Below are 23,264 nucleotides of genomic sequence, written 5' to 3' on the forward strand. Positions count from 1 at the left end.
TTTGGAATTAAACAATGGTGCTTTTATCGGAATGGGGAGTGTTTGCTTATAATGAACGGGTTTACAAAGCTTGTTTTGGTACCGGATTACTGAAATGATCAAAAGGAAATATCATGACGTAATAATCAGGGGATCTTGAGAAAGAAATACATGGAGTGTTATGTCCCTTGAAAAACAGAGACGCCGGTGGCATCACCATCACAGGGTCTTTCTTTTCAAATCATGGTTTGTAGTTTATAATGCAAACTAGTTAATCATACATATGGAGTGTGGTTCCATTGATGCCCTTTAAGGAAATGGCAAAACTGAATAAATTGATTCACGAACCGGCCCGACTTGCCATTATGAGCGCGCTGGACGCCTGCACGATGGCTGAATTTTTGTTTTTGCAAGAATTGACAGGCTTGACGAAAGGAAACCTTTCTTCCCATTTATCCAAATTAGAAAAGGCGGAATATATCCAAATCCAGAAACAATTCGTACGCAAAAAAATCCCGCATACCACCATACGAATCACACATGAAGGCCGGGCTGCCCTTCACAATTATTGGGAACAACTGGATCGCATCCGCGAGGTTACCAAAAAATGGAATAATAGTTAGGAAGCGGATTCTCTCAACCTCTTCCCCTCTGTTTTTCAGAGGGTTTTTTCTTCCTTAAAATCCCAACACAAAGAGAGCGATTCCAAGGCCTCTTACAGCTTTTCACCCCCTTTTTCGACCTGTTCTCTCAAAAAGAAATAAACCGCCCTTAAATCGAAAATCAGAAGGCTGTTTTTCCCGGATCGGAAATCCATATTCCATTTATTGGAATGTATTTTTCTCCATCCGGCTGCTTATCTCTTGATTATTTTGTTTGTTCTGATTAACAAGAATATTTGTGGCGCGAAACAGCCGCGGGTTTCCTTCTCCTCCCTCTTGATCCACTCTATTTATGCCCTCTACAGGGTTACAAAACAATTCTTTTGTAACTATATAAAGATAAAATGCCGAAACCCCTTTATTTACAAGGGGTTTGGCGATCGGATATTTCCCACACATTTTTCCGTCTGTCTGAGAGTCAAATGGTCGTCTCACCAAGTTAACTTGTTAATGAGATATCAATCTGCTGCTATTTTCTTCACCATATGGACGTTATTCAAAAACATGTGAAATCCTTCCTCCTCCAGCAAGCCCGTCACCATTTTCTTCTTTGCGGGGCAGTATAAAAACTGGTATCGGGATGCTTCCGCGGAAGCCATCACATGTCGCAACAACTGACGGGCCAGTTCTTCCGCTTCAGGATGCTCCGGGGCTGTCTCCAATTGCAACAAAGTCAAATCTTGCACTCGTCCTAGGTCATCGGTTGTCCGCCTCACCAACGCATATCCGGCTTCCTTTCCGGAAGAATCGGAAATGATCCATGCTTCATCTCCTTGAAACCAATGGGTTTGCCACGGAGCCGGATCGGGATAAAAAGAAAAAGCGGCAACGGTTACCGGATGGGCGCTGCGGATGTTGTATCCGGGAGCCGCTGGTTGTTTCCGGCTGAAGTTTTCTGTCTGGTAAATGAACAAGGAATCATCGATGTCATACCCGTATTGCTGATATAACCGGATGGCCGGCTTGTTTTCGGCGATCGCTTCCAGTGTTGCCAGTTGCACATGTTCCCGTTGATACATCTCCACCAATGCTTCCATCAGCCGGCTCCCAACCCCTTTTCGTCTCCATCCGGGAAGAACGGCTGTCCCTCCGTTCCAAGCGACTTTTTTTCCTTTGATCTCCCCGATAGCCGTGAACACAAAACCGACCGGCCGGCCATCGGCCCAAGCCACCAGGGAATGGGCCGGCGAAATTTTTTCCCGGACCATCCTGTTCATTAACCGGTCAAAAGTGAAATTCATGTTCACAAAGTAATCCGCAAAGGCTTCGTTCCACAATTGCAACGTTTGTTCCCACGTGCACCTGCTCAATGGATGAATCGTAACCATGGCGCTTCCTTTCTTTTTGTTTGATATAATATCGGTGTAAAACGTTTGTGGGGATTAAAACGCGGATTCCTGAAGGACTTCCTCTTCTTCGGAAATGCCTTGTTTTTTAAATTGCAACCGGCACCAAAAAGCCGACTTGGCATAATCCCAAAGATACCGGCTGAATTCCCCGTTTGGATGTAAATAGTTCCACACCTCAGGGAAATATTTCTTTATATCAGATAAAATCTCCTTTTCCTTCTGACTCATCACATGCAAGTTATGCCGGTATTTCAAACCCAGGGTTGTCAGGCAGTCCGTCACCTCCACCGGGACTTTCCGCCAGATTTGTTTCCACTCTTCATAAGGTTCCATCAAATAATGAACATTCAGATCTCCGTCGTTGTAGATATCATAGAGCAAATGCCCCGGAATCGTCTCTCGGTTTTTCATTCTGTCCCCTGCCTTTTCCATGGAATAAATCGGAACCCCTTTATAGTATTAGGAAACACTTGGCAGATTCCCTTTATTTTCAAGATGATTTTTTGCGAAAGAAGGTGCGCACGGAAATGAAAAGAGAAGCGTTATCTGTTTTGTTTCGGAATTTTGCCTTGATAGAATGTCACCTCTCCAGTCCGCTCTATCAACAGTTGTCATTAAAAATCGCCCAAGACGATGAACTTCTCGCTTTGGCATCCCATGCCCGGCGTGGACAACCCGTTCCCAATCTCCTGTTCGGGGCGGTCCATTATCTGTTGTTAAAAGGGAAAGACCATCCCCTGAAAAATTACTATCCGGATCTGGTGAAATCCCCGTGGGAAGCAGACGAGGCCTTTCCCGCCTTTCGCGACTTTTGCCTTATGTTCAAGGACGAAATTATCCCCGTTCTCCGGGAAAAAAGGGTGCAAACCAATGAAACCGGGCGTTGTGCTTATCTTTATCCCGCCTTTTGCTTGATTTACAACCGGGTGAAAAAGCCCCTTTCCCTGATTGAAATCGGAACCAGTGCTGGATTGCAACTGTTATGGGATCATTACCGTTATTCATATGGAGGAAGTCAAACTTACGGGCATCCGTCTTCTCCCCTCCGGATTGAATCGGAAATCCGGGGAACCCGGCAACCCTTCTTGCTCCCGGACAGTCCCCCTGTCGCTTTCCGGGCGGGCGTCGACTTAAATATCATGGATTTAACGGATCAAGAAGATTTTTTATGGATGCGATCCCTCATCTGGCCGGAACACCAAAAACGGGTCAGACTTTTTGAAAAATCCGCACAGCAATTAAAAAAACACCCCCTCCGACTGATTGAAGGCGACGGGGTTGAAATGCTTCCCAAGTTAGCCCGTCAGGTACCGGAAGATACAGCCCTCTGCATCTTTCACACCCATGTCGCCAACCAAATGCCGGATCAAACGAAGCAAAAGCTGAGGGATCAGATCGGGGAGTTGGGGAGAACCCAAACCGTTTTTCATTTATACAACAATATGGAGGACCGGGATGTTCTTCATTTGGAGACATATAGTAATGGGAGAAAAAAACATGAGGTTTTGGCCAAAACGGAGGGACATGGCCGTTGGTTCGCATGGAAATCCCCGGAATGAAAAAAACGGGGTCCGGTTTGGACCCCGTTTTCCCTTCAGGATGCGTCATCCAAAATTTCCACGATCCCTTGGTTTCCGTCCACACGGATTTTTTGTCCGTCTTGAATCCGTTTTGTCGCCTGATCAACACCCACCACTGCCGGAATGCCGTATTCCCGGGCCACCACCGAGCCGTGGGTCATCAGGCCGCCCACTTCGGTCACAACGGCCTTGGCCGACTGAAATAACGGCGTCCAACCGGGATCGGTGTGCGGGGCGACAAGAATTTCCCCTTCATGCAGCCGGGCCTCTTCCGGTTTGAACACTACCCGGGCAATCCCTTCCGCCACTCCGGCGGATGCCGGAACGCCCGCCAAAGCGCCTTCCGGAAGGTTTTCCGTTGCGCGGGATCCGGTGATGCATTCCCCTTCACTGGTCATCACTTGCGGGGGCATTAACGTTTGATGCCGTTCATAAGCTTCCTTCCGCTCATTGATCAGCTTTTTCACATCTTGCCGGAAGGTTCCTTGCAAAAGCAAGATCAATTCATCCATCGTAAGGAAAAACACGTCGTCTTTTTTCTCGAAAACCCCTTTTGCCACCAGCTGTTCCGCTTCTGAAAGAATCGCTTTTTTACACTCATCCAACAGGCGTGTGAGGAAATATTTCGGGTGCTCCCGAAGACCGCCGGCGTTGCGGCAGACAGTGATCAGCCGCTTCAGCCATTTTCTCTTCAGCCTGTTGGAGCCTGCCTGTTTTAAGATCCGCCCGATGGCTTCATTCGCTTCCTTTTCTCCTTGTGCAAATTTTTGCCGGTGTTCCCCGGGCTTGACACTGCGCATGTGCCCCAGGATGGCCGGAACCAACTGTGTCGGCGCTTCCCGCCAGCGCGGCTTGGTGAGATCGATTTCTCCAGGGCAGCGATGGCCGTATTTTTCCATGAACTTAAGAAATGCTTCTTTAAATTTCGCTCCCCCTTCCACCCGATCCAATCCGTCATAAAACGTTTTGTCCTCTGCTTGCTCCAGATAATTTTGCAATGCCGGAAACTCCCGGACGATGTCTGCCAAATCACCGATTTCCAATCCCATTTGGCTGGTGACATTTCCGGACAGCGATTTGTTGATTTCATACAGCTCCCGGGTGTCCCCGACGGACTGTTTTAAGAGCATATAGGAAAGCGGATAACAGATAACGTATGTAAACAAGTTTTTAAGCACATCTTTTCCCAAATGGTTCAATTCATACCGGATGATTTCCAGCCGGTTTTCACCGCTTGCCCGCTGAAAGCTTTGGCCGATTTCATTCCATTTTTGTTCAATGAAGCGTTCTGCTTTCCGACGGGCAAGTTCGGGATCGCGCACCAAAAGGTTTTTCCAGATTTCTTTGACCACCGCAAGGATAAAACGGCGGTTGGACCGGAACAAACCCCGTTTGGCCGGGACATCAAGAAACTCAGGGCGCCGGATTACCTCGCGGATGGCATTGCTCAACGTTTGATCAAAAACATTTTCCATCGCTTTGGGAAAGAGCTTTCTTCCCGGTTTGGTGCGCAAAAGTTCCGTGGGATTCACAAAAAGGCGGTTGCCGGCTTCCACCAGGAAGGTTTTCGGGAAAATGGAGCGCAAAACGGAAATTCCCATTGGTTTCAAGGCATCGGTCATCATTTGCACGTGTCCGAATGAAAACATCACTTGCAACGGCTTTTGGGGAAGATCCGGCAACGGATACAATGATGTGATCGGACGGCTTTGCACGACATAGATCTTCCCTTTTTCCACGCAAAATTCAATGTCTTGCGGAGTCCCGAAATGCTGTTCAATCTTTTTGCCGATTTCCGACAGCTGCAGGATTTGGTGGTTCGTCAAAGCCGGCTGAGACTGCTGTTCGGGCGGGAGGGTTTTCTTCACGGTTCCGCCTTCCGGCAAGGAGAAGATGGCGATTTCTTTGTTTCGGATGTTTTTCTCCAGAATCCGCCCTTCTCTCACTTTATACAGGTCAGCCGACACCATGCCGGAGACAAGTGCTTCCCCCAGACCAAAGCTGGCATCAATGGAAACGACGTTCCGGTTCCCGCTTAAAGGATCAGCCGTAAACAGAATTCCGGAAACTTCCGGATCCACCATCCGTTGCACCACCACCGATAAATAAACCTGGCGGTGGTCAAAACCGTTTTTGATCCGGTAAGAAATGGCGCGGTCCGTAAACAAAGAAGCCCAGCATTTTCGGATATGCCCGAGCAACGCTTCCTCGCACTTGATGTTCAAATATGTATCCTGTTGACCGGCAAACGAAGCGGTCGGCAAATCCTCCGCGGTCGCGCTGGAACGGACGGCATATGAATATTGTTTTCCGGTGGATTCCCAAGCTTGGATGACCGCATTTTTTATTTGCCCCGGAATCTCAAGCCGGGTGAGATGGTCGCGAATGCGCCGGCCCAGCTCCCGCAGGCCGTTCAAATCTTCCGGGTTCAGGCGGTTCAGTTCATCCAAAAGGGAATCCATTTCCCGGCCGGACTGAATAAAGTCCAGATATGCACGGGTAGTGATGCAAAATCCTTCCGGTACCGGAAAACCGGCTTTACAGAGTTCCCCCAGATTGGCTCCCTTTCCCCCGACTTGCTGAATGCGGGAACCATCCACTTCATTCAAAAACAAAACATAGTCATTCATCGCCGGGATCCCCTTTCCTGCTTATGGATTCGGTTATTCAATGGCAACGGGTTCGGCAGGATACTCCCCCTTTAAAAGCGGAATCAATCTTTGTCCCAACTGCTTGGGGAAAATCAGTTCCCCGGTGTTCAAGATTTCATCCACACTCCACCAATGGTGGGCTTGGTAAGTCTCTTTCTCCACCTCTGTAAAATGATCCGTCGAAATCTGCTTTCCCTGCACCCGTGCCACATAATAATATTCAATAAAACGGGTTTTCCTTTGATGGACGAACAGATGAATATCCCGGATCCATACCAACGGCCCCCAATGCACACCGTCCGCCAATCCGGTTTCTTCCCACAGCTCCCGTTTGGCCGCTTCGAGATAAGACTCGTTTTCTTCCACCCCGCCTCCCGGCGGAAACCAAACCGGCTCTCCGGCCGGATTCTCTTTGCTGGTGACGGAAGGGTCTTTCATCTTAAACAGCAAAATCCGGTCTTGTTCGTTGAGTAATACAATACGGGCGGTTTCTCTTGTTTTCACTGTGAAGACTCTCCTTGTTTTCTCAAGATGTTCCATCCCTTCCATTATAATATGAAAAAGCACCGGTGATTGAAATCCGGTGCTTTTTCCCGAAAGCCATAAAATCAGCTTTGGCTTTGCCCTTTTTTGATCCAGCCCGCCACGGTGAGGACGCGCCGGGTTTGATGTTGAACCGCCTTTTCCGCATCATCTTTCCAATTGCCGTTATTGTCAATGGTCACGGAAGTGCCATACGGGTTGCCGCCGGACGCCGGGATGGAAGGATCGGTATATCCCGGTGCAACGACAATCGCTCCCCAATGGTACATCGTTGTGTACAAGGACAAAACCGTCTCTTCTTGCCCACCGTTTGGGTTATTGGCCGAAGTCATCGCACTGACCACTTTGTTGACCGTCTTTCCTTGGGCCCAGATGCCTCCCGTTGTATCCAGGAATTGTTTCATTTGGGACGAGACAATGCCAAAGCGGGTGGGCGTGCAGAAAATAATCGCATCTGCCCAAACAATGTCATCCGGCGTCGCAACCGGAACATTTTTGGTGGCTTCATAGTGGGCTTTCCATGCCGGATTGGATGCAATGGCTTCTTCCGGGGCCAATTCCTGCACTCTCAACAGACGGACCTCGGCTCCTTCTTTTTTGGCTGTTTCCGCAGCGATTTGAGCCATCTTGTAGTTTGTGCCGGTCGAGCTGTAATAAATGATCGCCAATTTCACATTTGCCATGCTCATGCCTCCTGTTGGTTATGGTTAATCCTCACCGGATATTCACCCGGTTAAGGAAGATCAATCAACATCACGAAACAACCTTTACCGGTCTCCGCCGTTAACGAAGATACATCTGTTATTCTTGCCGAGTCCCGGCGCTTTAACACATGATCCCCGTTGAGAAGGACATCGCCTTCGATCACGAAGAAAAAGATCCGCCGGTTTTCTTTCTGCTCAAACGTGATGGATTTGCCGGCTTCCAGTTTGGAAAGATAAATCGTCATATCCTGATGAATCGATGCCGTCTGATCCGATGCAGGATGCTTGGATACCACCGGCAACAGACAGTTTTTCATGTTTTCCGGGTCAAAAGATATCTGTTCATAGGAAGGTTGAAGCCCCCTGGTTTCCGGCAAAAACCACATCTGCAGGAAATTCACTTCTTCCGTTTCTGACGGATTCATCTCGGAATGGATAATTCCCGTACCGGCACTCATGCGTTGCACTTCCCCAAAAGATAATGTTTCCATGTGACCGGCACTATCCTCATGCCTTAATTGCCCTTTCAACACAATGGAGACAATCTCCATTTCCTTGTGGGGATGCATGCCAAATCCCGTCCCCGGTTGGACGGTGTCATCATTGAGCACACGCATGGGACCAAAATGCATATTCCCGGGGTCAAAATATTCAGCAAATGAAAAGCTGAAATAACTTTTCAACCAACCGTGATCAGACACAAAACGGTTTTCGGCAGGATAAATCTGAATCATGGTCCACAGCCTTTCTGATTCTTCTATTCTTTCTTTGCTATGGTTGACGAAAATGGTTATTTTCCCTCTCCCTTCATACATTTGTAATTAACTTACTTTTAATAAGTATAATAGGTTACCAACTGCCTTTTGTCAATCCGTAAGGATCCATCAAATCCAAGTAATTTTAACTAAATAACATCACCGGAGAGGTTTTTATTAGAAATTATCTCTCGTCTTTAAAAATTTATATTCAAGGTTTACAGGCTTTTTATCTTTTTGCTAAACTAAAAATAATTGATATTTCCGATATTCATATAATGGTTTTTGGAGCGCCTTGATGTATCAAAAAGCCCCAGGATTGCTCATAAAAGCTGAAACCCGTATGAAATAGAAAGGAAAGCCACTTTGCTTTGAGCTGATATAAAATATAACCTGAAATTTTCCTTTTAAAAAAGGTGCTTAAAAACGGCGTTGAACCTCAAGCGTGTCAAAGGTTTCCCAGACAAATGCCGTCAATGCGATTATACTTCTTCTGACTAGCAGTAGCGGAAAAATGTGGTGAGGAATTAAAAATAGCTTCTGTACTTTAACTTAGGAACAAAATTGATTGTCATTTAATTTGGTGATTTCGGCATAGAAAGCGCCTACGAAAAAACTAGAGAAACCGTCGCAGCTCTCTGGATGATCTTTACCTTTCAATGAGTTGATTCAACATTACAGACTTCTCCTGTCTCATGTCAAGCAATTCTTTTTCTCTCTCGTTTATCTCCTAAAATGCTGATAAAAAAGTTACGGTCTTATTTGAAGATTATGTAAAAATAGGGAGTGAGATAAATGCTAAAAAAAATAGCCGCCTATATAAATTCGTTAGAGTCTTATATTACAGAAAAACCTCTTGAATTTCTTAAGCTTTATTCCTTGAAAACAGCACTTTTAGTTTTTTTTGTTTGTAAATATACCGGAATAGACGATCCCAAAAAAATGAAAGTTACTATTCAAGAATTATTATATTACTATAAGATTGTGGGTATTTCTCTTTTACTTATAATTTTTCTCTCTATATTCATTTTTCGGGAATCTTATCTTAAAAAGCGCGGGAGTATGCCAGAGATAGAAGTTTTGAAAAAACTTATATCAACTACATTTGTTTTACTTTCTTTACCTATAATTACAGCTTTTATATGGTTTACAGGACCATCGTTCATGGATGTTTATGATTTTCTAAAGGAATATTATCAAGAATTAGGGATAGAAAAATTCATACCATTTAATATGCTAATATTTCTAATTATCTCATTTGCTATATCAATTAGATATATCATCACCATCATATTACTACATATATTTCCTAGATTAAAAGAAATATCATTTGTTAAGTTGCGGTTTGCATTCACTATTTTTATCTTTGTTTCTTATCTTGTTTATTCAATACCTAATATTTATAAATTGCTTTACTCTTTAACAAAAGAAAACTTCAAAAACTATTTACCCTTAGGTAATTTAATAATAATTATTTCTTGCTTTATAACAGCATACATCGTAATTGTGACTAATTTGATGAGAAATATAAAAATGCCCTTTAAAGTTTGGTTTGCTTATATTTATGTGAACGTAACAATTATGGCTATGAATTTAATAAGTTCATTATTGACAAAGGATATTATAATCGCTTCCCTATTTGCCGTTTTAACAGGTTTGTCACCGTTTTTAGTCAAAAATAGCAATAAAACCAAGGCGAAGAAAAAGCCGCTTAAATCTAAGCGTTGGAGCAGTGAGCGTTTGCTTAAAAATCTCGGTGATCGACTGAGGTAGAAACCGAGAAAAAACCACTAAGGCGCCGAAGTCGCACTTATTAAGCACTCTGTAAACCAAGTTGAACCGGTGTTTCAAAAACTATCCAGCTCAGGTCTGGGGAATTATCTAAATATTGTATGAAAAAGGGAAGGGTATGTATCATATCCCCATACATACTCTAATATGTCACAAAAGCAGCTACTTTCCCTAGCACTTTTGCAAAGCTACTTCCTACTTTTCCCGTTATAGATCAATTAAAGCATTAAGCTATATGTAAAGCATTAAGCTATATGTCAACGAATCGAAGGTATCAGATCACTACGCATTTGTTCCAACCAATCAAGTCCCGGAGCCAGATTAATAATCGTTGATTATTGTTGGGCTTGTCATATCTAGTGTTAGGGATCGGTATATCCTTTAAAGGTCAATTGATTACACCTCATTAAGAGGACTGAGACAAAAAAGCCCTCTCCATTACCTGGAGAGGGCTTTTAATTATTGTCCCGGCATGTGGGTATAATGGAACAAATCAGCTAAAATTGATCAAATGGCTTCATTCCTGTCACCACTTTCCCCGGCCGTCGCTGTTCGGACCATCAAGATAAAGGATAAACTGAAAAAATGGGCGGCAAAATGGGTCGATATCCAGAAATCCCTTCATAGGATAAAAAGAAACTTCTTTTTTCATCCGGAGGTGTCATGACATGTACCTTGCTCATTCCCCTGTTGGCGGATATTTGGCCAATCAACCCAATTATCAAGCTTATGCCTGGATCCAAGGCGGTCCGCTCGCGCCGGAACTCAGAGGCTATGTGACATTTACTGAAGTACCGGGCGGCACCGAAGTGTTTATTGAAGTGAACGGACTGCCTCCCTATCAACCAGGAGGAAACGGCCGGCAACCCGTTGGTCCGTTTGGATTCCATCTTCATGAAAACGGCAGTTGTGCCGTTGGAAATCCTGACAATCCGTTTCAAGCGGCCGGTAATCATTGGAATCCGGACAACCAACCCCATGGCAATCATCCCGGAGATTTCCCCGTTCTCTTTTCAAATAACGGGTATGCACGGATGAGCTTTTTCACCAACCGTTTCCGCCCATCCCAAGTGATCGGAAAATCGGTCATGATCCATCAAAACCCGGATGACTTCCGATCCCAACCTTCGGGAAATTCCGGAAAACGCCTGGCTTGCGGAGTCATCCAGGGAGTTTATGGTTCAACGTCTGTATTCCGATAAAAACAGCTCTGAAAACAATAGTTTTATTTGGATAAAATATTTATAATATTGTTAGAAGATAAAAATTTTAATTCGAATGGAACGGGGGTTGTCTGCTTGGCTTCCGGAATCCCAGCGAAGTTTCGTCAGTTATACGGGTTGGTCCCATGCGGACTTTCGCCCGACGGCAAAACACTCATTGCCCCCCGGGATGCCGACTCTTTTCAAAAATACCGGTGTCCGGAGTGTAGAGAACCGCTGAAATTAAGGAAAAGCAACCGCAGAAAAACACATTTCTCCCATCATCACATGAAAGACAGCGAATGTTTGCTGTACCATTCACAGGTCACCTTGGCGAAATGGGTTCTCCGCCATGTTTTTCAGCAATGGTTGGCACAAAAAAACACCACTCCCATTCAAATCAGTTTCTTCTTCCAACCTCCGCATCCCATTCCCTTAAACCCGGTTTATCAGATCAAATGGGATCAACGCTTTCGTGACCACACCTCCCATCTTTCCCTGCATGACGAAGACGGAAAAGCCCTGCTTTATATCGGAATCATTGATGAAGCACAAAGTCCCCGCCTCCCATCTTCCCGTTGGCTTGAGGTTTCAGCAGAGCATGTGTTGTCCGATCCGTATAGGTTGGAATCGTTAAACCCGTCCATGGCTCCACCACCTTTTTTAAAATACGAACAATTGAAACTTGATTTTTAAATCTTCCAGGCACCGGTGCCCCGGTTATTGCTAACGAGGAGCCGGTGCTTTAAATCACAACATCTTCAAGCAGATAAACCTGCGCACAACAGGAGGATCACCGATGAAAAAAAGACTCATATCCAGAAACCGCAATTACCGTTTTCTGTGGTTGGGACAAACAGGAAGCGTCTTGGGGGATTGGTTTAATCAAGTCGCACTGGCACAAACCGTTCTTTTTTTGTCTGATTCCGCCTTGTCGGTCGGTATTCTTTTGATGTGCCGCGCCCTGCCTTCTGCCCTTTTGGGGGTGTTCACCGGTTCTGTGATTGATCATTTTTCCAAGAAAAAAATCATGATTCTCACGGATTTGGCGCGCGGTCTGATTGTATCCTCTTTTATATTCGCCTTTCTTTTCAAGCAAGTTTGGATCTTGTATGCCGGTTCTTTTTTGATTGGATGCCTGAGTGCTTTTTTTAACCCTTCCCGCCAAGCGGCCATCCCTTCAGTGGTGGCCAGAAAAGACTTGGCGGAAGCCAATTCTTTCTCCTCCGCAACCGACAGCATGATCGGGATTCTCGGAGCAGTTTTGGGAGGAATTGTATCCACGGCTTTCAACCCTTTGGTTTGTTTTGTCATCAATGCAATCTCTTATTTCTGGTCCGCTTTTTGCATTTTTCAGATGAAATGGTCCGAATCCGTCTCTCCTTCACATTCTGATTCTTATATCGAATCACTCAAAAAAGGGTTTCGCGAAGCATCCCACAACCAAGTCGCCCGGGCCATTATCCTCATCGGCATCAGTTGGGGCTTTGCCGGCGGAGGATATTACATATTGATCCCTTTGCTCGGTAACGACGTTTATCAAATGCAGGGGTTGGGGATCGGCATCCTGTATGCCGTTGACGGATTGGGCGTTTTGACCGGAGCGTATCTTGTCAAGAAATTCGTCAATCATCAATATCGCCGGGGGATTGTGTGGTACGGGGCTTCGTATCTCTTCCAAGCCGTTTTTTTCGCTTTTCTGGCACATACCGACACGCTGCTCACGGGAATCTTCATGCTTTACTTGATGCGGCTGTTTTCCGGAATCATCATCCCGCTTGACACATACATGCTGCAAATGAATACAACCGAAGCCGTTCGCGGCCGTGTCTTCTCCCTGCATATGGCAACCTATGGCGGAGTGATGCAATTATCCTATATTGTATCCGGATGGGCTTACGAGCAACTGGGAATTTCCGTTACCGGGCTTGTTATCGGGATCATCTCTTTCTTATGCGGCATTCATTGGCTTGTGCAATACCGGCTCGGCAAGTTTGTTTCGCACTCCAATGTCATATAAAAAGGACTTGGAATGCCCAAGTCCTTTTTATACAAACCTTTTGACAAGACTGTTTGTATGTGATAGTTTTTTGTTTTTTATGTTTATTGTTGATGAGTGTTTGTGTTACAAACTGGTTTGGGCATATAATGGTGTTTTATCATTGACATTTCTGGAATCCATGTGGTTCTCACTGCCCTTTGGTAAATGTGATAAATCTGTTTGGATCGAATACCTCTTAGAAAGCAATACAAATAACCAAAAAGCCCCCTTCAACTTTGGACAATCTGGATCAGGTTCCCGCATGTATCATCAAATACTGCCAGGGAGATTCCATCGATGTTGGTCGGCTCCATGGTAAATTTCACACCTTTCTCTTTTAAACGCTCATACTCCTGATGAACATCTGCGACCCCAAACTGAACGGCCGGGAGCCCGTCAGCATATAATTTCTCTTGGTATTCCTTGCCGGCCGGATGATGGGCAGGTTCCAGCAACAATTTTGTGCCATCCGGATTCTCCGGGGAGACCAGTGTCAACCATCGGTATTCACCGGCTTGGATATCCTCCTTTTTTATAAACCCCAGTTTTTCGGTATAAAACCGAAGTGCTTTGTCCTGGTCTTTCACCAACAAGCTCATCACAACAATTTTCATCGGGGTTTCCTCCCTTTTCCTTGTTTAAGATGATTTATTCCTTTGCTTCACTTAATGCGAATGAAATATACTTCTCTAAGTGTGATTCATGTCCTTTGTATTTTGTTGATTCAGTTTGTTTTACAAACTTGTTTTTATTAAATAATGGTTTTTAGAGTCCATTGCCTCCAATTCCGGTTCTTCCTCTGCTTTCAACGCGGGTAAAAATTTTTCAAATAAACCATTGAAGGCATTCAGCGTCATTTATAAGATAAAACCAGTATGATAGTACATAGTATTCGAATAATTCCAAGAACCCCGCTTCAAGCCAACCGAATCCGCTTGATGTCTTAACCCACCTACTTCTCCATGAAAGGACAATCAATATGATGAATCATTTATCCATTGCCAAACCGGCAAAAGAAGATACCCAAGCAGCGTTTGCCGTGTTTGAAGCCTCAATCATTGATGCTTTTGAAAAAGAAGGCCTTGGAGATTTAACCAATGATATGGCCTGTGAGATTGATTCCAAAAAGAACTTGCTCACCTCTTCACTGGAGAATGCCAACTCGGGCATTTCCTTTCTGGTTGCCAAAATGAACGGCCGACTGATCGGAACGATTTCTTTCGGGCCTTGCGGGAGAGAAATCAAAAAATTGACCCATCACAAGCTGGAGTCCATCGGGGAGCTTGGCAGTCTTTATGTATTGCCTGGTTTTCAAGGCAAAGGCGTGGGGTCCGCTTTGATTCATTCCATGATGAAACAGCTTCATCAATCCGGAATTGAACAATTTTGTTTGGACAGTGGCTACATGCATGCTCAAAAAAAGTGGTTAAGGAAATTTGGCAAACCTTATCACATCGCCAAAGATTACTGGGGAAAAAATCGTCACCACATGATTTGGCTGTGCCGGGTCATTGATTATGTGTAAGCCTTGAATAAATGAAGAAAGATGACATTCTTGGAATTTTGGACGGGATCGTTGGGTTCGGTGGTGCACTGTTTACCCTTTTCTTTGGTACCCGTGGATTAAAATGAGGTGAAAAAAATATGATTGAATTTCGGATATTAGAGGAAACTGAGAAACCTGCTGATGATGAATTGGCTGAAGTGGAAGAACATTGTGAAATAAAATTGCCACCAGACTTTGTAAGATTCTATAGCCAATATGACATGCCGGAAAATCTTGAAGGAGAAATATACATAAAGGCAAAAGGTTACCCATATCCCCTTCAACTGGATGGGTTTTATTTGCCAGACCAAATGATTGAAGAATATGACGTCAGATTGGATGAGGATGAATCAATTCAAAGCAAAGGCAAACTCATTCCGTTCGCTTTTGATTCATCAATCAATCAGTATTGTTTCTTTTACCCAGCCAATAACGAAAATGACCCTATTATTGTTTGGGTAGACTCAAATCATGCAGCACAGGATCTTTTCCGTGAAAATAAATTTAATCCGGAAGCTGTTGTAGTGGTAAGGAAAACATTTAAACAATTTCTCGAAGATCTGTATATTTAATACTTAAAAAAACAGTTCATCAATCCCTTAGGTTACTTGTGCTGTCTACCCATTCCAAACTTAAAGAAGGTGCCGAAAAACGGTGTTGACCCTCAAGCGTGTCAGGGGTTTCGGTCACATGCCTGGCCTGATTAAGAAGGGAAAATCGTTGTCGGCGATAAGCAATTAAACGCCAACATGTTTATGGGTGATTCAGTTGGTGGCGAGATTGCAGGCGGTGTCAAACAAAATGGCGTTCTAACTTTCTTGACCAATAATAATGACCGTCTGGACCCCAAGTCAGTCAAAGAAATCAAAATGGATTTAGGCGAAGTGATGTCGTCCGATTTTATGAACACCAAAAAGGTTGAGTTTGAAATCAAAGTGCAATAAGGAGGATAGACAATGAGCCGGACAACAGAATTTGTTCTTGGGCTTATCGGTGGGATTTTCGGTTTTGGTGGTGCACTGTTTGCTATCTTTTTTGGAGCTGTGGATGAGGCTGTTTCAGGCAGCACATCGGAGGTAACCGGGTTAGGTTGGGGAGCTTTCCTTTTTTCCATCTTGGCAATCGTAGGAGCAATTGTAGTAAAGATCAATCCAAAGATCGGCGGTACTTTGATGCTGATTTCAGGGATCGGCGGATTAATTAGCATCGCGATGTTCTATGTATTAGCAACCGTGTTCCTTGTAATTGCAGGATTAATGGGAACCTTCCGCAAGGATAAACAAAAAGAAATGTCAGCATGAACCTAAAGGTGGGATTTTCCTCTTCTGGAGGATTACAAAAACAGCCCTCTCCATTTCCCGGAGAGGGCTGTAATATTAGAACTGAAGGTTTACAAGAATTTTATTTTTTTGTAGACTGATATTAGTTGATATTTTTGATGTTCATACAAGGATTTATCGAGCGCCTTGATATGTCAAAAATCCCCGGGGTTGCTCGTAAAAGCTGAAACCCGCATGAAATAAAGGAAAAAACCACTTCGTTTTGACTTGATACATAAAAAATAACTTAAATGCTCTTTAAAAAACGAAAGTGCTCGAAAAACGATATTGAACCTCAAGCGTGTCAAGGGTTTCAGACGCATGCAGTCAAAATGGTTACACCTCTTCTAGAGGATTGAAACAGTGGTGCGAGCCACATGTTTCCTACCTTTTGAGGCCATGTCAAAATGGTTACACCTCTTCTGGAGGATTACAAAAACAGCTCTCTCCATTTCCCGGAGAGGGCTTTAATATTAGAACTGAAGGTTTACAGATTTTTTATTTTTTTGTAGACTGAAATTAGTTGATATTTCTGATATTCAAGCTTGTAACAGAAGTTCTTTTTCGAGCACCTTGATATGTCAAAAATCCCCGGGGTCGCTCGCAATAGCTGAAACCCGCATGAAATAAAGGAAAAAGCCACTTCGTTTTGAGCTGATACATAAAAAATAACTTAAATGCTCTTTAAAAAACGAAGGTGCTCGAAAAACGGTGCTGAACCTCAAGAGTGCCAAGGGTTTCAGACACATGCCGTCAGAATGATTACACCTCATCAAGAGGATTGAAACTTTTCTGGCTTTCATCATCACTCGATGCGAGCTTTTTGGTCAGAATGGTTACACCTCTTCTAGAGGATTGAAACAAAACGTCTCCGGTTTCTTTTAGCTCTCAAATCGTGGTAGTCAAAATGGTTACACCTCTTCTAGAGGATTGAAACTCACTCGCTTGTCCGGAACTTTGTCCGTTCTGTCCATTCGTCAAAATGGTTACACCTCTTCTAGAGGATTGAAACAAAAAAGCCCTCTCCGGATATGGAGAGGGCTTTTAATTATTGTCCTGGCAATGTGAAGATAGTGGAACGGATTGGCTAGATTTAATAAGTAACAAAAAATCTTACGTTACTTTTCAAAAGAGGAAAGTCCAGATAACCACCGAAACCTCTTGAAATTCAAATGTCGAGTGGTTATGAAAAATACCCGGGAACTTTAATATTGGATCAGCATGTATTTTTGCATGCATAAAAAAGACCGTCCATATCGGACGGTCTTTTTTATTCCAAACTGGATTCAATGAACCGGCTTTGTCTCTCGTCTAATTTTTTCATACGATAACCTCCTTTTTCTTTAGTCAATCTCCTGGCACGCCACTTACACAGTGAACGAAAAATACCACTGTGTCACGTTCGTGCAGGTGGCGGCCACCTCTTCGCTGGCGAAACTTTGACTTATATATTTTTTGACTTGAAAATTCTCACAGCAAAAAATGTGAATGAATGAAGAATTTTTATTTTAACTCTTTTCTCTCTGTGATTGATTTCTTATAAAAAGACTTGTTAAATACACCTTGATTCAAGGCTAAAAAACATTTTGTTTTTTAGCCTTAATTATTTATATTTTTCTTTTTATATTATTTTTCTTTTTATAGTTATTTATTTATTTATAATGTTGTCTGTGTAACTGTGGTTTGAACTGTGAAATGAACTGTGCTTTAACAAAATAAAGAATCCCACAGCCAAAAATGGCCATGGGAAAGGGTTTGATGATTTCAGAGTATCGGCTTTGGAAGTCGTGAAAGACTTCAGTGTATCGGCTTTGGAAATCATCAAAAAGTCTTTTACTCAATTGCTTCTGTGCAATTGGGACGATTAAAAGGGGAAAATCCCCTTCATATATTACGCCAAATATAGCGGAAATGTTTCCACTTAATCATTTTTTTATGCAATCAATCTCAACAATTCTTCTCTCTTAATTTTCCTATCACTGCCTGCCGGATAGTTTTCCAACAGGTATTGCTTTAAGCACTCGGACCATTCTTCTCGGTATCCTTCTACTTTTCTTATTTCTTCCATGAAACGCTGTTCATTGAATTCATCATCTAAACTTTCAAGCTCTTGTGGAAGTTCATTTTCCTTGTTGTTCAAGATATGACCCAGCCATATGACATAACTTACAGCACCAAAGATACACCAATAAGCAGATTCCGCCTGTGAATTTCCTTGAAAAGGATCGATTTCAGCCAAACCAACCATAAAGAACCCTTCATCTTCATCGTTAACTTTCATATAAATATCATCTTCATCCACCTTCTTATCCTCGACCCATTCCCAACACAAATCAAGGGTACTTCTCGCAATTGAATACCAATTCTCATAAGGAGTAAGTTTATCTATTATTTTGTCTGATAACGCTAAAAAATATGCTGCTTTCGCATCTATGTTTACCTTTTCATACCATCTCATACTCTATTTCCTCCTATCTTCCGGATAATCATATTGTTTACCATCTTTTACTATAAAAAAATGACTCTTAGTTACTTTTTGCCCCTCTTTAACTTCAGATGATACAATGATCTCAAGATTTGGATACCACTTACTAAGTTGGTATAAAACCCCTTGTCTTTTAGAGCTTTTTCCAAACCCTGCTTTACATGCTCCACATACACCTTTTGGATTAGATTGATGTAAATATAGTTTACCTTTTACATCGAGGGGGTTTGGATATAAATCATCAACAGCGTCAGCAAACTTATTAACAATCATTTCTTCAGCATGATTGGTGTATTGTTTAAGGAAAGGATTGTTTTCATCATATGGTGCTTTTATTTTTCTATTCGTATCCAAAGGCTCTAATCCAGCTGCTGGTGGTGCTGCTTCTATAACTCGTGTAGAAGCACCTTCAAACACTTTATTTTCCAAACCTTCAATATCCGTTCTGGCGACAGCAATCGTATTTAAATCAGTACCTACTGTTTCTCTCCATTTTTTCAAATCACTTTTTAGTAGGTCTGTTATGCCTGTATCAACACATCCGGGTTTAACCACCAGGAAGAAGGCATGATATCCTCCGGTTTGCCGAGCAGCAATGCAATCGTCAACTTTGGTGAAAAGATTTTTGACAATCGGGGTTTTGGCCAAAACCGGTTCCATTGATGCGACGGCTTTATTGACCGCTGGCTGGGCAAAATGAACCACTACGACAGAACCGGCTCCGAAAAAACCTGCCAAAACGGCATTTTTCCAATTGATCTTCCGCCCATGCAGGATATCGTCTGTCACACTGGTTCCAGCACCCTCGGCTGCTCCGATGAATCCGCCTTTGGTAAACATTTTTTGAATGGGAGCAGGCATCTTGGAAACCAGTTTTTGTCCTCCGCGAAGAACAGGACCCAAGAATTTGGAATTTTTGGCACCCATGATCAGTTTTTGCCCGATGCCACTCGCCAATCCCCGGGAAGCTCCTGCAGTGATGCCTCCTCCGATCAATCCCAAGAGGCCGCCAATGGCTGCTTCCAAGAAGGTCATTTTGTTAATTTCCCAACCATTCAGGGCCATACTGATCACAAATGACAAAGCCATACCACTGAGTACGGCAATCCCTAACGGGGTGGCAAAAATGCACAAGACGATGCCCAAAATCAAGACACCGGCAAACGCTATGTATTCCTTAAATTTGACGATCCAGTCCCACACTGCAGACAGTGTATCGATTACGACTTCTGCTATTTTGGAGCATATTTCAGTAAACCAATCCCAAAAGGCAGCCGCTTTCTCTTTGGTCCATTCCCATGCACCTGAAATTTTGTCCCCTAACCAATCTCCTGCCTTTGACAATGATTCGGTAACAGAATCGAAAAATCCTTTCTCTTCCTTAACCGGTGTAGGCTGAACGGGTTGTTCCTTCTGAACCGTAGTCTTTTGCTCAAATTGATTGAAATCATCATTGATTTCAGGAACATCAAAACCCCCGTCAGCATGAACAAGGGCATGAACCCAGGAACCTGTTCCCACCGTGATGATCATAAACAAAAGGAGAAACCGAACAAAATGTTTTCCCATACCTTCGACGGGTACGAAAATCCGTAACCCCGTTTCCTCCTTTCTTATTTCTTTAAGTATATTGTATAGGAAACAATTATTAATTTTTTAAAAAAATATCCGGCTCCTAGACAATTGAATTTCTAACTAATTTTTAACAAATTGCATTTGATTTTTAATTAAAAAAAAATAAACCTGCTCTTTTGCAGGTCAAGCAATGTGCTTCAGTTTTTGTGTATATTGAATTTTCAGGTGTTCGAGTTTCTCAAGATCCATGTAATCCACTTCAGTAAAGCTTGTGCCCAATCTAACTTTAATGCCTTCTTCGATTTGGTATTGATTCCACAACCAAAGACAATTTTCTGTTAAGTCTTCAATGCTTCCACTGCAGCCGATCCCCAAATAATACATGCCAACTTTTAACTGGTCCAATTTTTCATCAACCCAGGATTCAGCAAAAAATTGTACAGCTTTTGGTGGATACCCTAAAGCACTTCCCAGTACTTTGTGAAATTCTGGTGATCCAGTTTCCACGTTCTCCAGCTTTGCTGAAAAATCCGCCTTTAACTCCTCGTTTTGAAAAAATATGTATGTACCCACTTCCGGATCAGGAATTAAGGCCACTTTCTCCCCTTCAATGTACGGGAAATTTTCAAGCAAGAAAGGCAACTTCTCATTGAACTGCTTATCCAACGTGTTTCGGTAAATTGCAGGCTTTAATCCTTGGACAAACATTTCATAAAAGTTCATACGGGCACCTTCCTTATCCTTTTGTGCTATTTTATATCGTTTGGTGGACAATTACAACTAACAAATAAAAGAGGGAACCTTCACGGGTTCCCTCTTTTTGATTAGCCCCATTGAGGCTGGTCGCATTTGGTGCAGACGATTTTGCCACCGTCTGTCCAAACCAACGCTTCTGCTCCGCAGTATTTGCAACGTCCATCAACTTCACGCCCAAACAGCGAGAGGAAAAAGCGTTTGATGGCTCTTGCCATTGTTCAGCCCTCCTTTCTCACTAATCTTGGGTCTGGTGTTGCAGAAACTGCTAAGTTATGTAATCTGTATTTTGTTCTGTTGTTTGCTCCTTCTAATGATATTATAATTAAATTCTACAATTTGTTCAATGCATATTTTCAGTTTATTTTTCTAATTTAGCAAATCAGTCAAATCCATCTATTTCCTATAAGTACATAAAAAAATAGTTGGTGGCCTCTCCAAAGAGAAACCACCAACTTTAAAATTCGTACATCGGAACATATATGTTTTTCATATGACCTTCATAAGAAATCCGGTAAAGATGGATCATTTTTTCTCTCACCAAGATTTCATTCAGTTTCTTTATTCGTGAACGGTGAATCCCTGTTTTTTCGGTAATCTGGTCATGACTCGGATATGATGTGCCCTGTAGTGCATGACCTGGAACTCGGCAAACCAATGACACATACAGCAGGTAAAGAAGAATTGCATCCCTGGCATCTTGCTTTTTGTATTGTTCGTTTTTCAGCATTTCGGGCAATTTCTTTTGAAAAACCAAAGAAGGAAACATTGAAAAGTTTATATTTCCTTCTCCCAACTTCTTTCTTTGTGCTGCGGACCTTTCCACTGATTGTTTAATTTGTTCTAATTTCTTCATCGTCTATTCTCCTTTGATGTAATATGTTTTTACTGGTTGCTTCTTGTTCAATTCTTCAAGTTCTTTAATTCGTTGCTCTTCTCTTAGCTTCCTTAATGTTTTATCTTGGTTGTCACCCTGGACCGCATCATCAAGGTGTTTCATCCACTGTTCAAAGGCCATTAACACCCGGTTTTTCTGCCATACTCTTTCTTCGGTTCTTTCCTTTCTCCCCAAAATCTCGGATCTGGTAAATTCGACTCCGGTTCGTTCTTTCCTTAGAAGTGCCACATGGTTTAATCGTCTGCATTGATCCGAACAAAAACGAGAATTTTTATTTTTTCCACCTTTTCCTGTGTAGAAAACATTCCCACACCGATAAAAACCGCAAGTTTTAAAGTGCTTCAAAATTCGTTCAGCCCGATTTTCCGTGACAATACCTGCAGTAATAAAACCCTCAAGTAATTGTTTTATATCCTCCATTGTACACCTTGTATTTAGTTGTTTAATTTCTTCAACCAATATGTTATAATCATTTTCGCTAATCTGTACTAGTCGATCTTCAAGATATTTATGTTCAATCACTTCATCTAAATGAATGATCAAGTTTGAAAGCTCTTGCAGTGTGGTAATTCCTGATTTTCTTTTCCTGAATTTAGGGATCGCAACATTAACATTTTGATTTCGGGCAAGTTCTCCCGGCGGAAACTCGCCGAAATATTCAAAATAAAGCTCGGTAACCTTTTTAATCTCATTCAGCAATTCCGTCATTGATATCTTGTTATTTTATACTTTCTGTTTTAAGGTATTGCACAGCTTATTGTACTGATCAATTCGTCCCATGTGACCAAACCCTTTCCCAGTAAATTTCAAAGAAAACCCTAGCCGAAAGACTAGTGTTGAATTAAATATGACATTCATTATATATAATTTATACAATTTATACAGAAAATTCATGAATAGTTTCTCATCAATGTGTTCCATCTATAATTTTTAGCCGACAATCTGTACCCTTGTTTTCCACCAAAAACCCAAATAGAAATTGGGTTTAAGTTCTCTTTAATATCTAAAAGGTCATCTTTATGCATGATTGTATACATTGGATTGTCTGTTTCCCAACCGTTCACCCACAAAATGTTTGCACCTTGTTTGATGTATGAGTTTAATTGATTTTGTTTTAAATGGAAATATTTCAACATTTTCTTATTAAACTTAACCTCCACGGGGATTCCATTGATCAAAAAATCAGCATCTGCAATAACACGGCGATTTTTAATGAGTTTCCCGGAGTTATCACACCCATTATCTTTTACTGTTAGTTTAATTCCTTTCTCCTCTTCAATTTGTCTAATATAAATATTAATAATTTCCCGTTCGATCCGGTGACAATCTTTTATATCCTTCTCAAATTGTTCTTTCGTTCTAAAGTCCATTCTGTATGCTAAACTCATGATGTATTCCCCCATTCATTTCCGGAAATAAAGAAGGACCAGG

General features: G+C 42.6%; 24 protein-coding genes. 10 read left to right on the forward strand and 14 right to left on the reverse strand.

The genetic code is table 11. The features are described from left to right. Window positions 1-281 precede the first annotated feature (281 nt). Entirely contained in the window at window positions 282-602 is a 321-nt protein-coding gene (locus tag I8U21_RS08640) for a transcriptional regulator (protein WP_198053724.1), read from the forward strand. 497 nt (window positions 603-1,099) lie between these two features. On the opposite strand, the gene I8U21_RS08645 is transcribed toward I8U21_RS08640, so the two are convergent. Then, the gene (locus I8U21_RS08645) at window positions 1,100-1,969 is read right to left on the reverse strand and encodes a GNAT family N-acetyltransferase (protein WP_198053725.1); all 870 of its coding nucleotides are present in this window, start codon (window positions 1,967-1,969) and stop codon (window positions 1,100-1,102) included. Between the two features lie 54 nt (window positions 1,970-2,023). Then, window positions 2,024-2,401: a hypothetical protein gene (locus I8U21_RS08650; protein ID WP_198050672.1), complete on the reverse strand. Its 378-nt coding sequence runs from the start codon at window positions 2,399-2,401 to the stop codon at window positions 2,024-2,026. Window positions 2,402-2,517: 116 nt separating this feature from the next. Here I8U21_RS08650 and I8U21_RS08655 point away from each other — a divergent pair, with 116 nt between their 5' ends. After that, complete coding sequence (locus I8U21_RS08655) at window positions 2,518-3,549, forward strand: DUF2332 domain-containing protein (RefSeq protein ID WP_232337582.1); 1,032 nt, start codon at window positions 2,518-2,520, stop codon at window positions 3,547-3,549. 35 nt (window positions 3,550-3,584) lie between these two features. On the opposite strand, the gene I8U21_RS08660 is transcribed toward I8U21_RS08655, so the two are convergent. The 4 genes from I8U21_RS08660 to I8U21_RS08675 all read right to left on the reverse strand — a co-directional run bounded on the left by I8U21_RS08660 (window position 3,585) and on the right by I8U21_RS08675 (window position 8,202). Further along, on the reverse strand, window positions 3,585-6,200 hold the full coding sequence (locus tag I8U21_RS08660; RefSeq protein ID WP_198053726.1) for a phosphoenolpyruvate synthase: 2,616 nt from the start codon (window positions 6,198-6,200) through the stop codon (window positions 3,585-3,587). 33 nt (window positions 6,201-6,233) lie between these two features. Beyond that, window positions 6,234-6,725: an NUDIX hydrolase gene (locus I8U21_RS08665; protein ID WP_198053727.1), complete on the reverse strand. Its 492-nt coding sequence runs from the start codon at window positions 6,723-6,725 to the stop codon at window positions 6,234-6,236. 104 nt (window positions 6,726-6,829) lie between these two features. Further along, complete coding sequence (gene wrbA, locus I8U21_RS08670; RefSeq protein ID WP_198053728.1) at window positions 6,830-7,447, reverse strand: NAD(P)H:quinone oxidoreductase; 618 nt, start codon at window positions 7,445-7,447, stop codon at window positions 6,830-6,832. Window positions 7,448-7,497: 50 nt separating this feature from the next. Then, window positions 7,498-8,202 (reverse strand): pirin family protein, encoded by a 705-nt coding sequence (locus I8U21_RS08675; RefSeq protein WP_198053729.1) that lies wholly within the window; start codon window positions 8,200-8,202, stop codon window positions 7,498-7,500. A gap of 816 nt (window positions 8,203-9,018) precedes the next feature. Between I8U21_RS08675 and I8U21_RS08680 the strand changes: the two genes are divergently transcribed. From I8U21_RS08680 to I8U21_RS08695, 4 genes are all read left to right on the forward strand, one after another. Further along, window positions 9,019-9,996, forward strand: coding sequence for a hypothetical protein (locus I8U21_RS08680; protein ID WP_198053730.1), 978 nt, complete (start codon window positions 9,019-9,021; stop codon window positions 9,994-9,996). Between the two features lie 686 nt (window positions 9,997-10,682). Then, the gene (locus I8U21_RS08685) at window positions 10,683-11,216 is read left to right on the forward strand and encodes a superoxide dismutase family protein (RefSeq protein WP_198053731.1); all 534 of its coding nucleotides are present in this window, start codon (window positions 10,683-10,685) and stop codon (window positions 11,214-11,216) included. 96 nt (window positions 11,217-11,312) lie between these two features. After that, window positions 11,313-11,912: a competence protein CoiA family protein gene (locus I8U21_RS08690; RefSeq protein WP_198053732.1), complete on the forward strand. Its 600-nt coding sequence runs from the start codon at window positions 11,313-11,315 to the stop codon at window positions 11,910-11,912. 103 nt (window positions 11,913-12,015) lie between these two features. Then, entirely contained in the window at window positions 12,016-13,236 is a 1,221-nt protein-coding gene (locus tag I8U21_RS08695) for an MFS transporter (RefSeq protein WP_198053733.1), read from the forward strand. A 251-nt stretch (window positions 13,237-13,487) separates the two neighbouring features. Here I8U21_RS08695 and I8U21_RS08700 read toward each other — a convergent pair whose 3' ends face one another. Further along, window positions 13,488-13,871, reverse strand: coding sequence for a VOC family protein (locus I8U21_RS08700; protein ID WP_037995994.1), 384 nt, complete (start codon window positions 13,869-13,871; stop codon window positions 13,488-13,490). A gap of 365 nt (window positions 13,872-14,236) precedes the next feature. Here I8U21_RS08700 and I8U21_RS08705 point away from each other — a divergent pair, with 365 nt between their 5' ends. The 4 genes from I8U21_RS08705 to I8U21_RS08720 all read left to right on the forward strand — a co-directional run bounded on the left by I8U21_RS08705 (window position 14,237) and on the right by I8U21_RS08720 (window position 16,104). Then, complete coding sequence (locus tag I8U21_RS08705) at window positions 14,237-14,782, forward strand: GNAT family N-acetyltransferase (protein ID WP_181733036.1); 546 nt, start codon at window positions 14,237-14,239, stop codon at window positions 14,780-14,782. 119 nt (window positions 14,783-14,901) lie between these two features. Next, window positions 14,902-15,375, forward strand: coding sequence for an SMI1/KNR4 family protein (locus I8U21_RS08710; protein WP_181733035.1), 474 nt, complete (start codon window positions 14,902-14,904; stop codon window positions 15,373-15,375). 177 nt (window positions 15,376-15,552) lie between these two features. Next, a complete protein-coding gene (locus I8U21_RS08715; RefSeq protein WP_181821632.1) occupies window positions 15,553-15,747 on the forward strand; it encodes a hypothetical protein in 195 nt (64 codons plus the stop codon). Window positions 15,748-15,759: 12 nt separating this feature from the next. Further along, window positions 15,760-16,104: a DUF4064 domain-containing protein gene (locus I8U21_RS08720; RefSeq protein ID WP_198053734.1), complete on the forward strand. Its 345-nt coding sequence runs from the start codon at window positions 15,760-15,762 to the stop codon at window positions 16,102-16,104. Window positions 16,105-18,055: 1,951 nt separating this feature from the next. On the opposite strand, the gene I8U21_RS08725 is transcribed toward I8U21_RS08720, so the two are convergent. From I8U21_RS08725 to I8U21_RS08755, 7 genes are all read right to left on the reverse strand, one after another. Continuing rightward, a complete protein-coding gene (locus tag I8U21_RS08725) occupies window positions 18,056-18,580 on the reverse strand; it encodes an Imm6 family immunity protein (RefSeq protein ID WP_062843343.1) in 525 nt (174 codons plus the stop codon). Between the two features lie 3 nt (window positions 18,581-18,583). Further along, window positions 18,584-20,176 carry a hypothetical protein gene (locus I8U21_RS08730; RefSeq protein ID WP_198053735.1) on the reverse strand — a complete coding sequence of 531 codons (1,593 nt, stop codon included), beginning with the start codon at window positions 20,174-20,176 and terminating at the stop codon, window positions 18,584-18,586. Between the two features lie 189 nt (window positions 20,177-20,365). Continuing rightward, window positions 20,366-20,905, reverse strand: coding sequence for a hypothetical protein (locus I8U21_RS08735; protein WP_198053736.1), 540 nt, complete (start codon window positions 20,903-20,905; stop codon window positions 20,366-20,368). A gap of 101 nt (window positions 20,906-21,006) precedes the next feature. Next, window positions 21,007-21,153, reverse strand: a complete 147-nt coding sequence (locus I8U21_RS08740) for a hypothetical protein (protein ID WP_198053737.1) — start codon at window positions 21,151-21,153, stop codon at window positions 21,007-21,009. Window positions 21,154-21,392: 239 nt separating this feature from the next. After that, complete coding sequence (locus tag I8U21_RS08745; RefSeq protein ID WP_198053738.1) at window positions 21,393-21,791, reverse strand: hypothetical protein; 399 nt, start codon at window positions 21,789-21,791, stop codon at window positions 21,393-21,395. Between the two features lie 3 nt (window positions 21,792-21,794). Beyond that, window positions 21,795-22,541: a hypothetical protein gene (locus tag I8U21_RS08750; RefSeq protein WP_198053739.1), complete on the reverse strand. Its 747-nt coding sequence runs from the start codon at window positions 22,539-22,541 to the stop codon at window positions 21,795-21,797. 182 nt (window positions 22,542-22,723) lie between these two features. After that, entirely contained in the window at window positions 22,724-23,221 is a 498-nt protein-coding gene (locus I8U21_RS08755; protein WP_198053740.1) for a hypothetical protein, read from the reverse strand. Between the last annotated feature and the right edge of the window lie 43 nt (window positions 23,222-23,264).

It is taken from the genome of Thermoactinomyces sp. CICC 23799, from assembly GCF_016055145.1.
Classification (GTDB): domain Bacteria; phylum Bacillota; class Bacilli; order Thermoactinomycetales; family Thermoactinomycetaceae; genus Thermoactinomyces; species Thermoactinomyces intermedius.

Excerpts from the sequence above, each read along its gene's own strand:
- I8U21_RS08640 (WP_198053724.1), top strand. The coding sequence starts at position 282 with ATGCCCTTTAAGGAAATGGCAAAACTGAATAAATTGATTCACGAACCG.
- I8U21_RS08645 (WP_198053725.1), bottom strand. The coding sequence starts at position 1,969 with ATGGTTACGATTCATCCATTGAGCAGGTGCACGTGGGAACAAACGTTG.
- I8U21_RS08650 (WP_198050672.1), bottom strand. The coding sequence starts at position 2,401 with ATGAAAAACCGAGAGACGATTCCGGGGCATTTGCTCTATGATATCTAC.
- I8U21_RS08655 (WP_232337582.1), top strand. The coding sequence starts at position 2,518 with ATGAAAAGAGAAGCGTTATCTGTTTTGTTTCGGAATTTTGCCTTGATA.
- I8U21_RS08660 (WP_198053726.1), bottom strand. The coding sequence starts at position 6,200 with ATGAATGACTATGTTTTGTTTTTGAATGAAGTGGATGGTTCCCGCATT.
- wrbA (WP_198053728.1), bottom strand. The coding sequence starts at position 7,447 with ATGGCAAATGTGAAATTGGCGATCATTTATTACAGCTCGACCGGCACA.
- I8U21_RS08675 (WP_198053729.1), bottom strand. The coding sequence starts at position 8,202 with ATGATTCAGATTTATCCTGCCGAAAACCGTTTTGTGTCTGATCACGGT.
- I8U21_RS08680 (WP_198053730.1), top strand. The coding sequence starts at position 9,019 with ATGCTAAAAAAAATAGCCGCCTATATAAATTCGTTAGAGTCTTATATT.
- I8U21_RS08685 (WP_198053731.1), top strand. The coding sequence starts at position 10,683 with ATGTACCTTGCTCATTCCCCTGTTGGCGGATATTTGGCCAATCAACCC.
- I8U21_RS08695 (WP_198053733.1), top strand. The coding sequence starts at position 12,016 with ATGAAAAAAAGACTCATATCCAGAAACCGCAATTACCGTTTTCTGTGG.
- I8U21_RS08700 (WP_037995994.1), bottom strand. The coding sequence starts at position 13,871 with ATGAAAATTGTTGTGATGAGCTTGTTGGTGAAAGACCAGGACAAAGCA.
- I8U21_RS08705 (WP_181733036.1), top strand. The coding sequence starts at position 14,237 with ATGATGAATCATTTATCCATTGCCAAACCGGCAAAAGAAGATACCCAA.
- I8U21_RS08710 (WP_181733035.1), top strand. The coding sequence starts at position 14,902 with ATGATTGAATTTCGGATATTAGAGGAAACTGAGAAACCTGCTGATGAT.
- I8U21_RS08715 (WP_181821632.1), top strand. The coding sequence starts at position 15,553 with ATGTTTATGGGTGATTCAGTTGGTGGCGAGATTGCAGGCGGTGTCAAA.
- I8U21_RS08720 (WP_198053734.1), top strand. The coding sequence starts at position 15,760 with ATGAGCCGGACAACAGAATTTGTTCTTGGGCTTATCGGTGGGATTTTC.
- I8U21_RS08725 (WP_062843343.1), bottom strand. The coding sequence starts at position 18,580 with ATGAGATGGTATGAAAAGGTAAACATAGATGCGAAAGCAGCATATTTT.
- I8U21_RS08730 (WP_198053735.1), bottom strand. The coding sequence starts at position 20,176 with ATGGGAAAACATTTTGTTCGGTTTCTCCTTTTGTTTATGATCATCACG.
- I8U21_RS08735 (WP_198053736.1), bottom strand. The coding sequence starts at position 20,905 with ATGAACTTTTATGAAATGTTTGTCCAAGGATTAAAGCCTGCAATTTAC.
- I8U21_RS08740 (WP_198053737.1), bottom strand. The coding sequence starts at position 21,153 with ATGGCAAGAGCCATCAAACGCTTTTTCCTCTCGCTGTTTGGGCGTGAA.
- I8U21_RS08745 (WP_198053738.1), bottom strand. The coding sequence starts at position 21,791 with ATGAAGAAATTAGAACAAATTAAACAATCAGTGGAAAGGTCCGCAGCA.
- I8U21_RS08750 (WP_198053739.1), bottom strand. The coding sequence starts at position 22,541 with ATGACGGAATTGCTGAATGAGATTAAAAAGGTTACCGAGCTTTATTTT.
- I8U21_RS08755 (WP_198053740.1), bottom strand. The coding sequence starts at position 23,221 with ATGAGTTTAGCATACAGAATGGACTTTAGAACGAAAGAACAATTTGAG.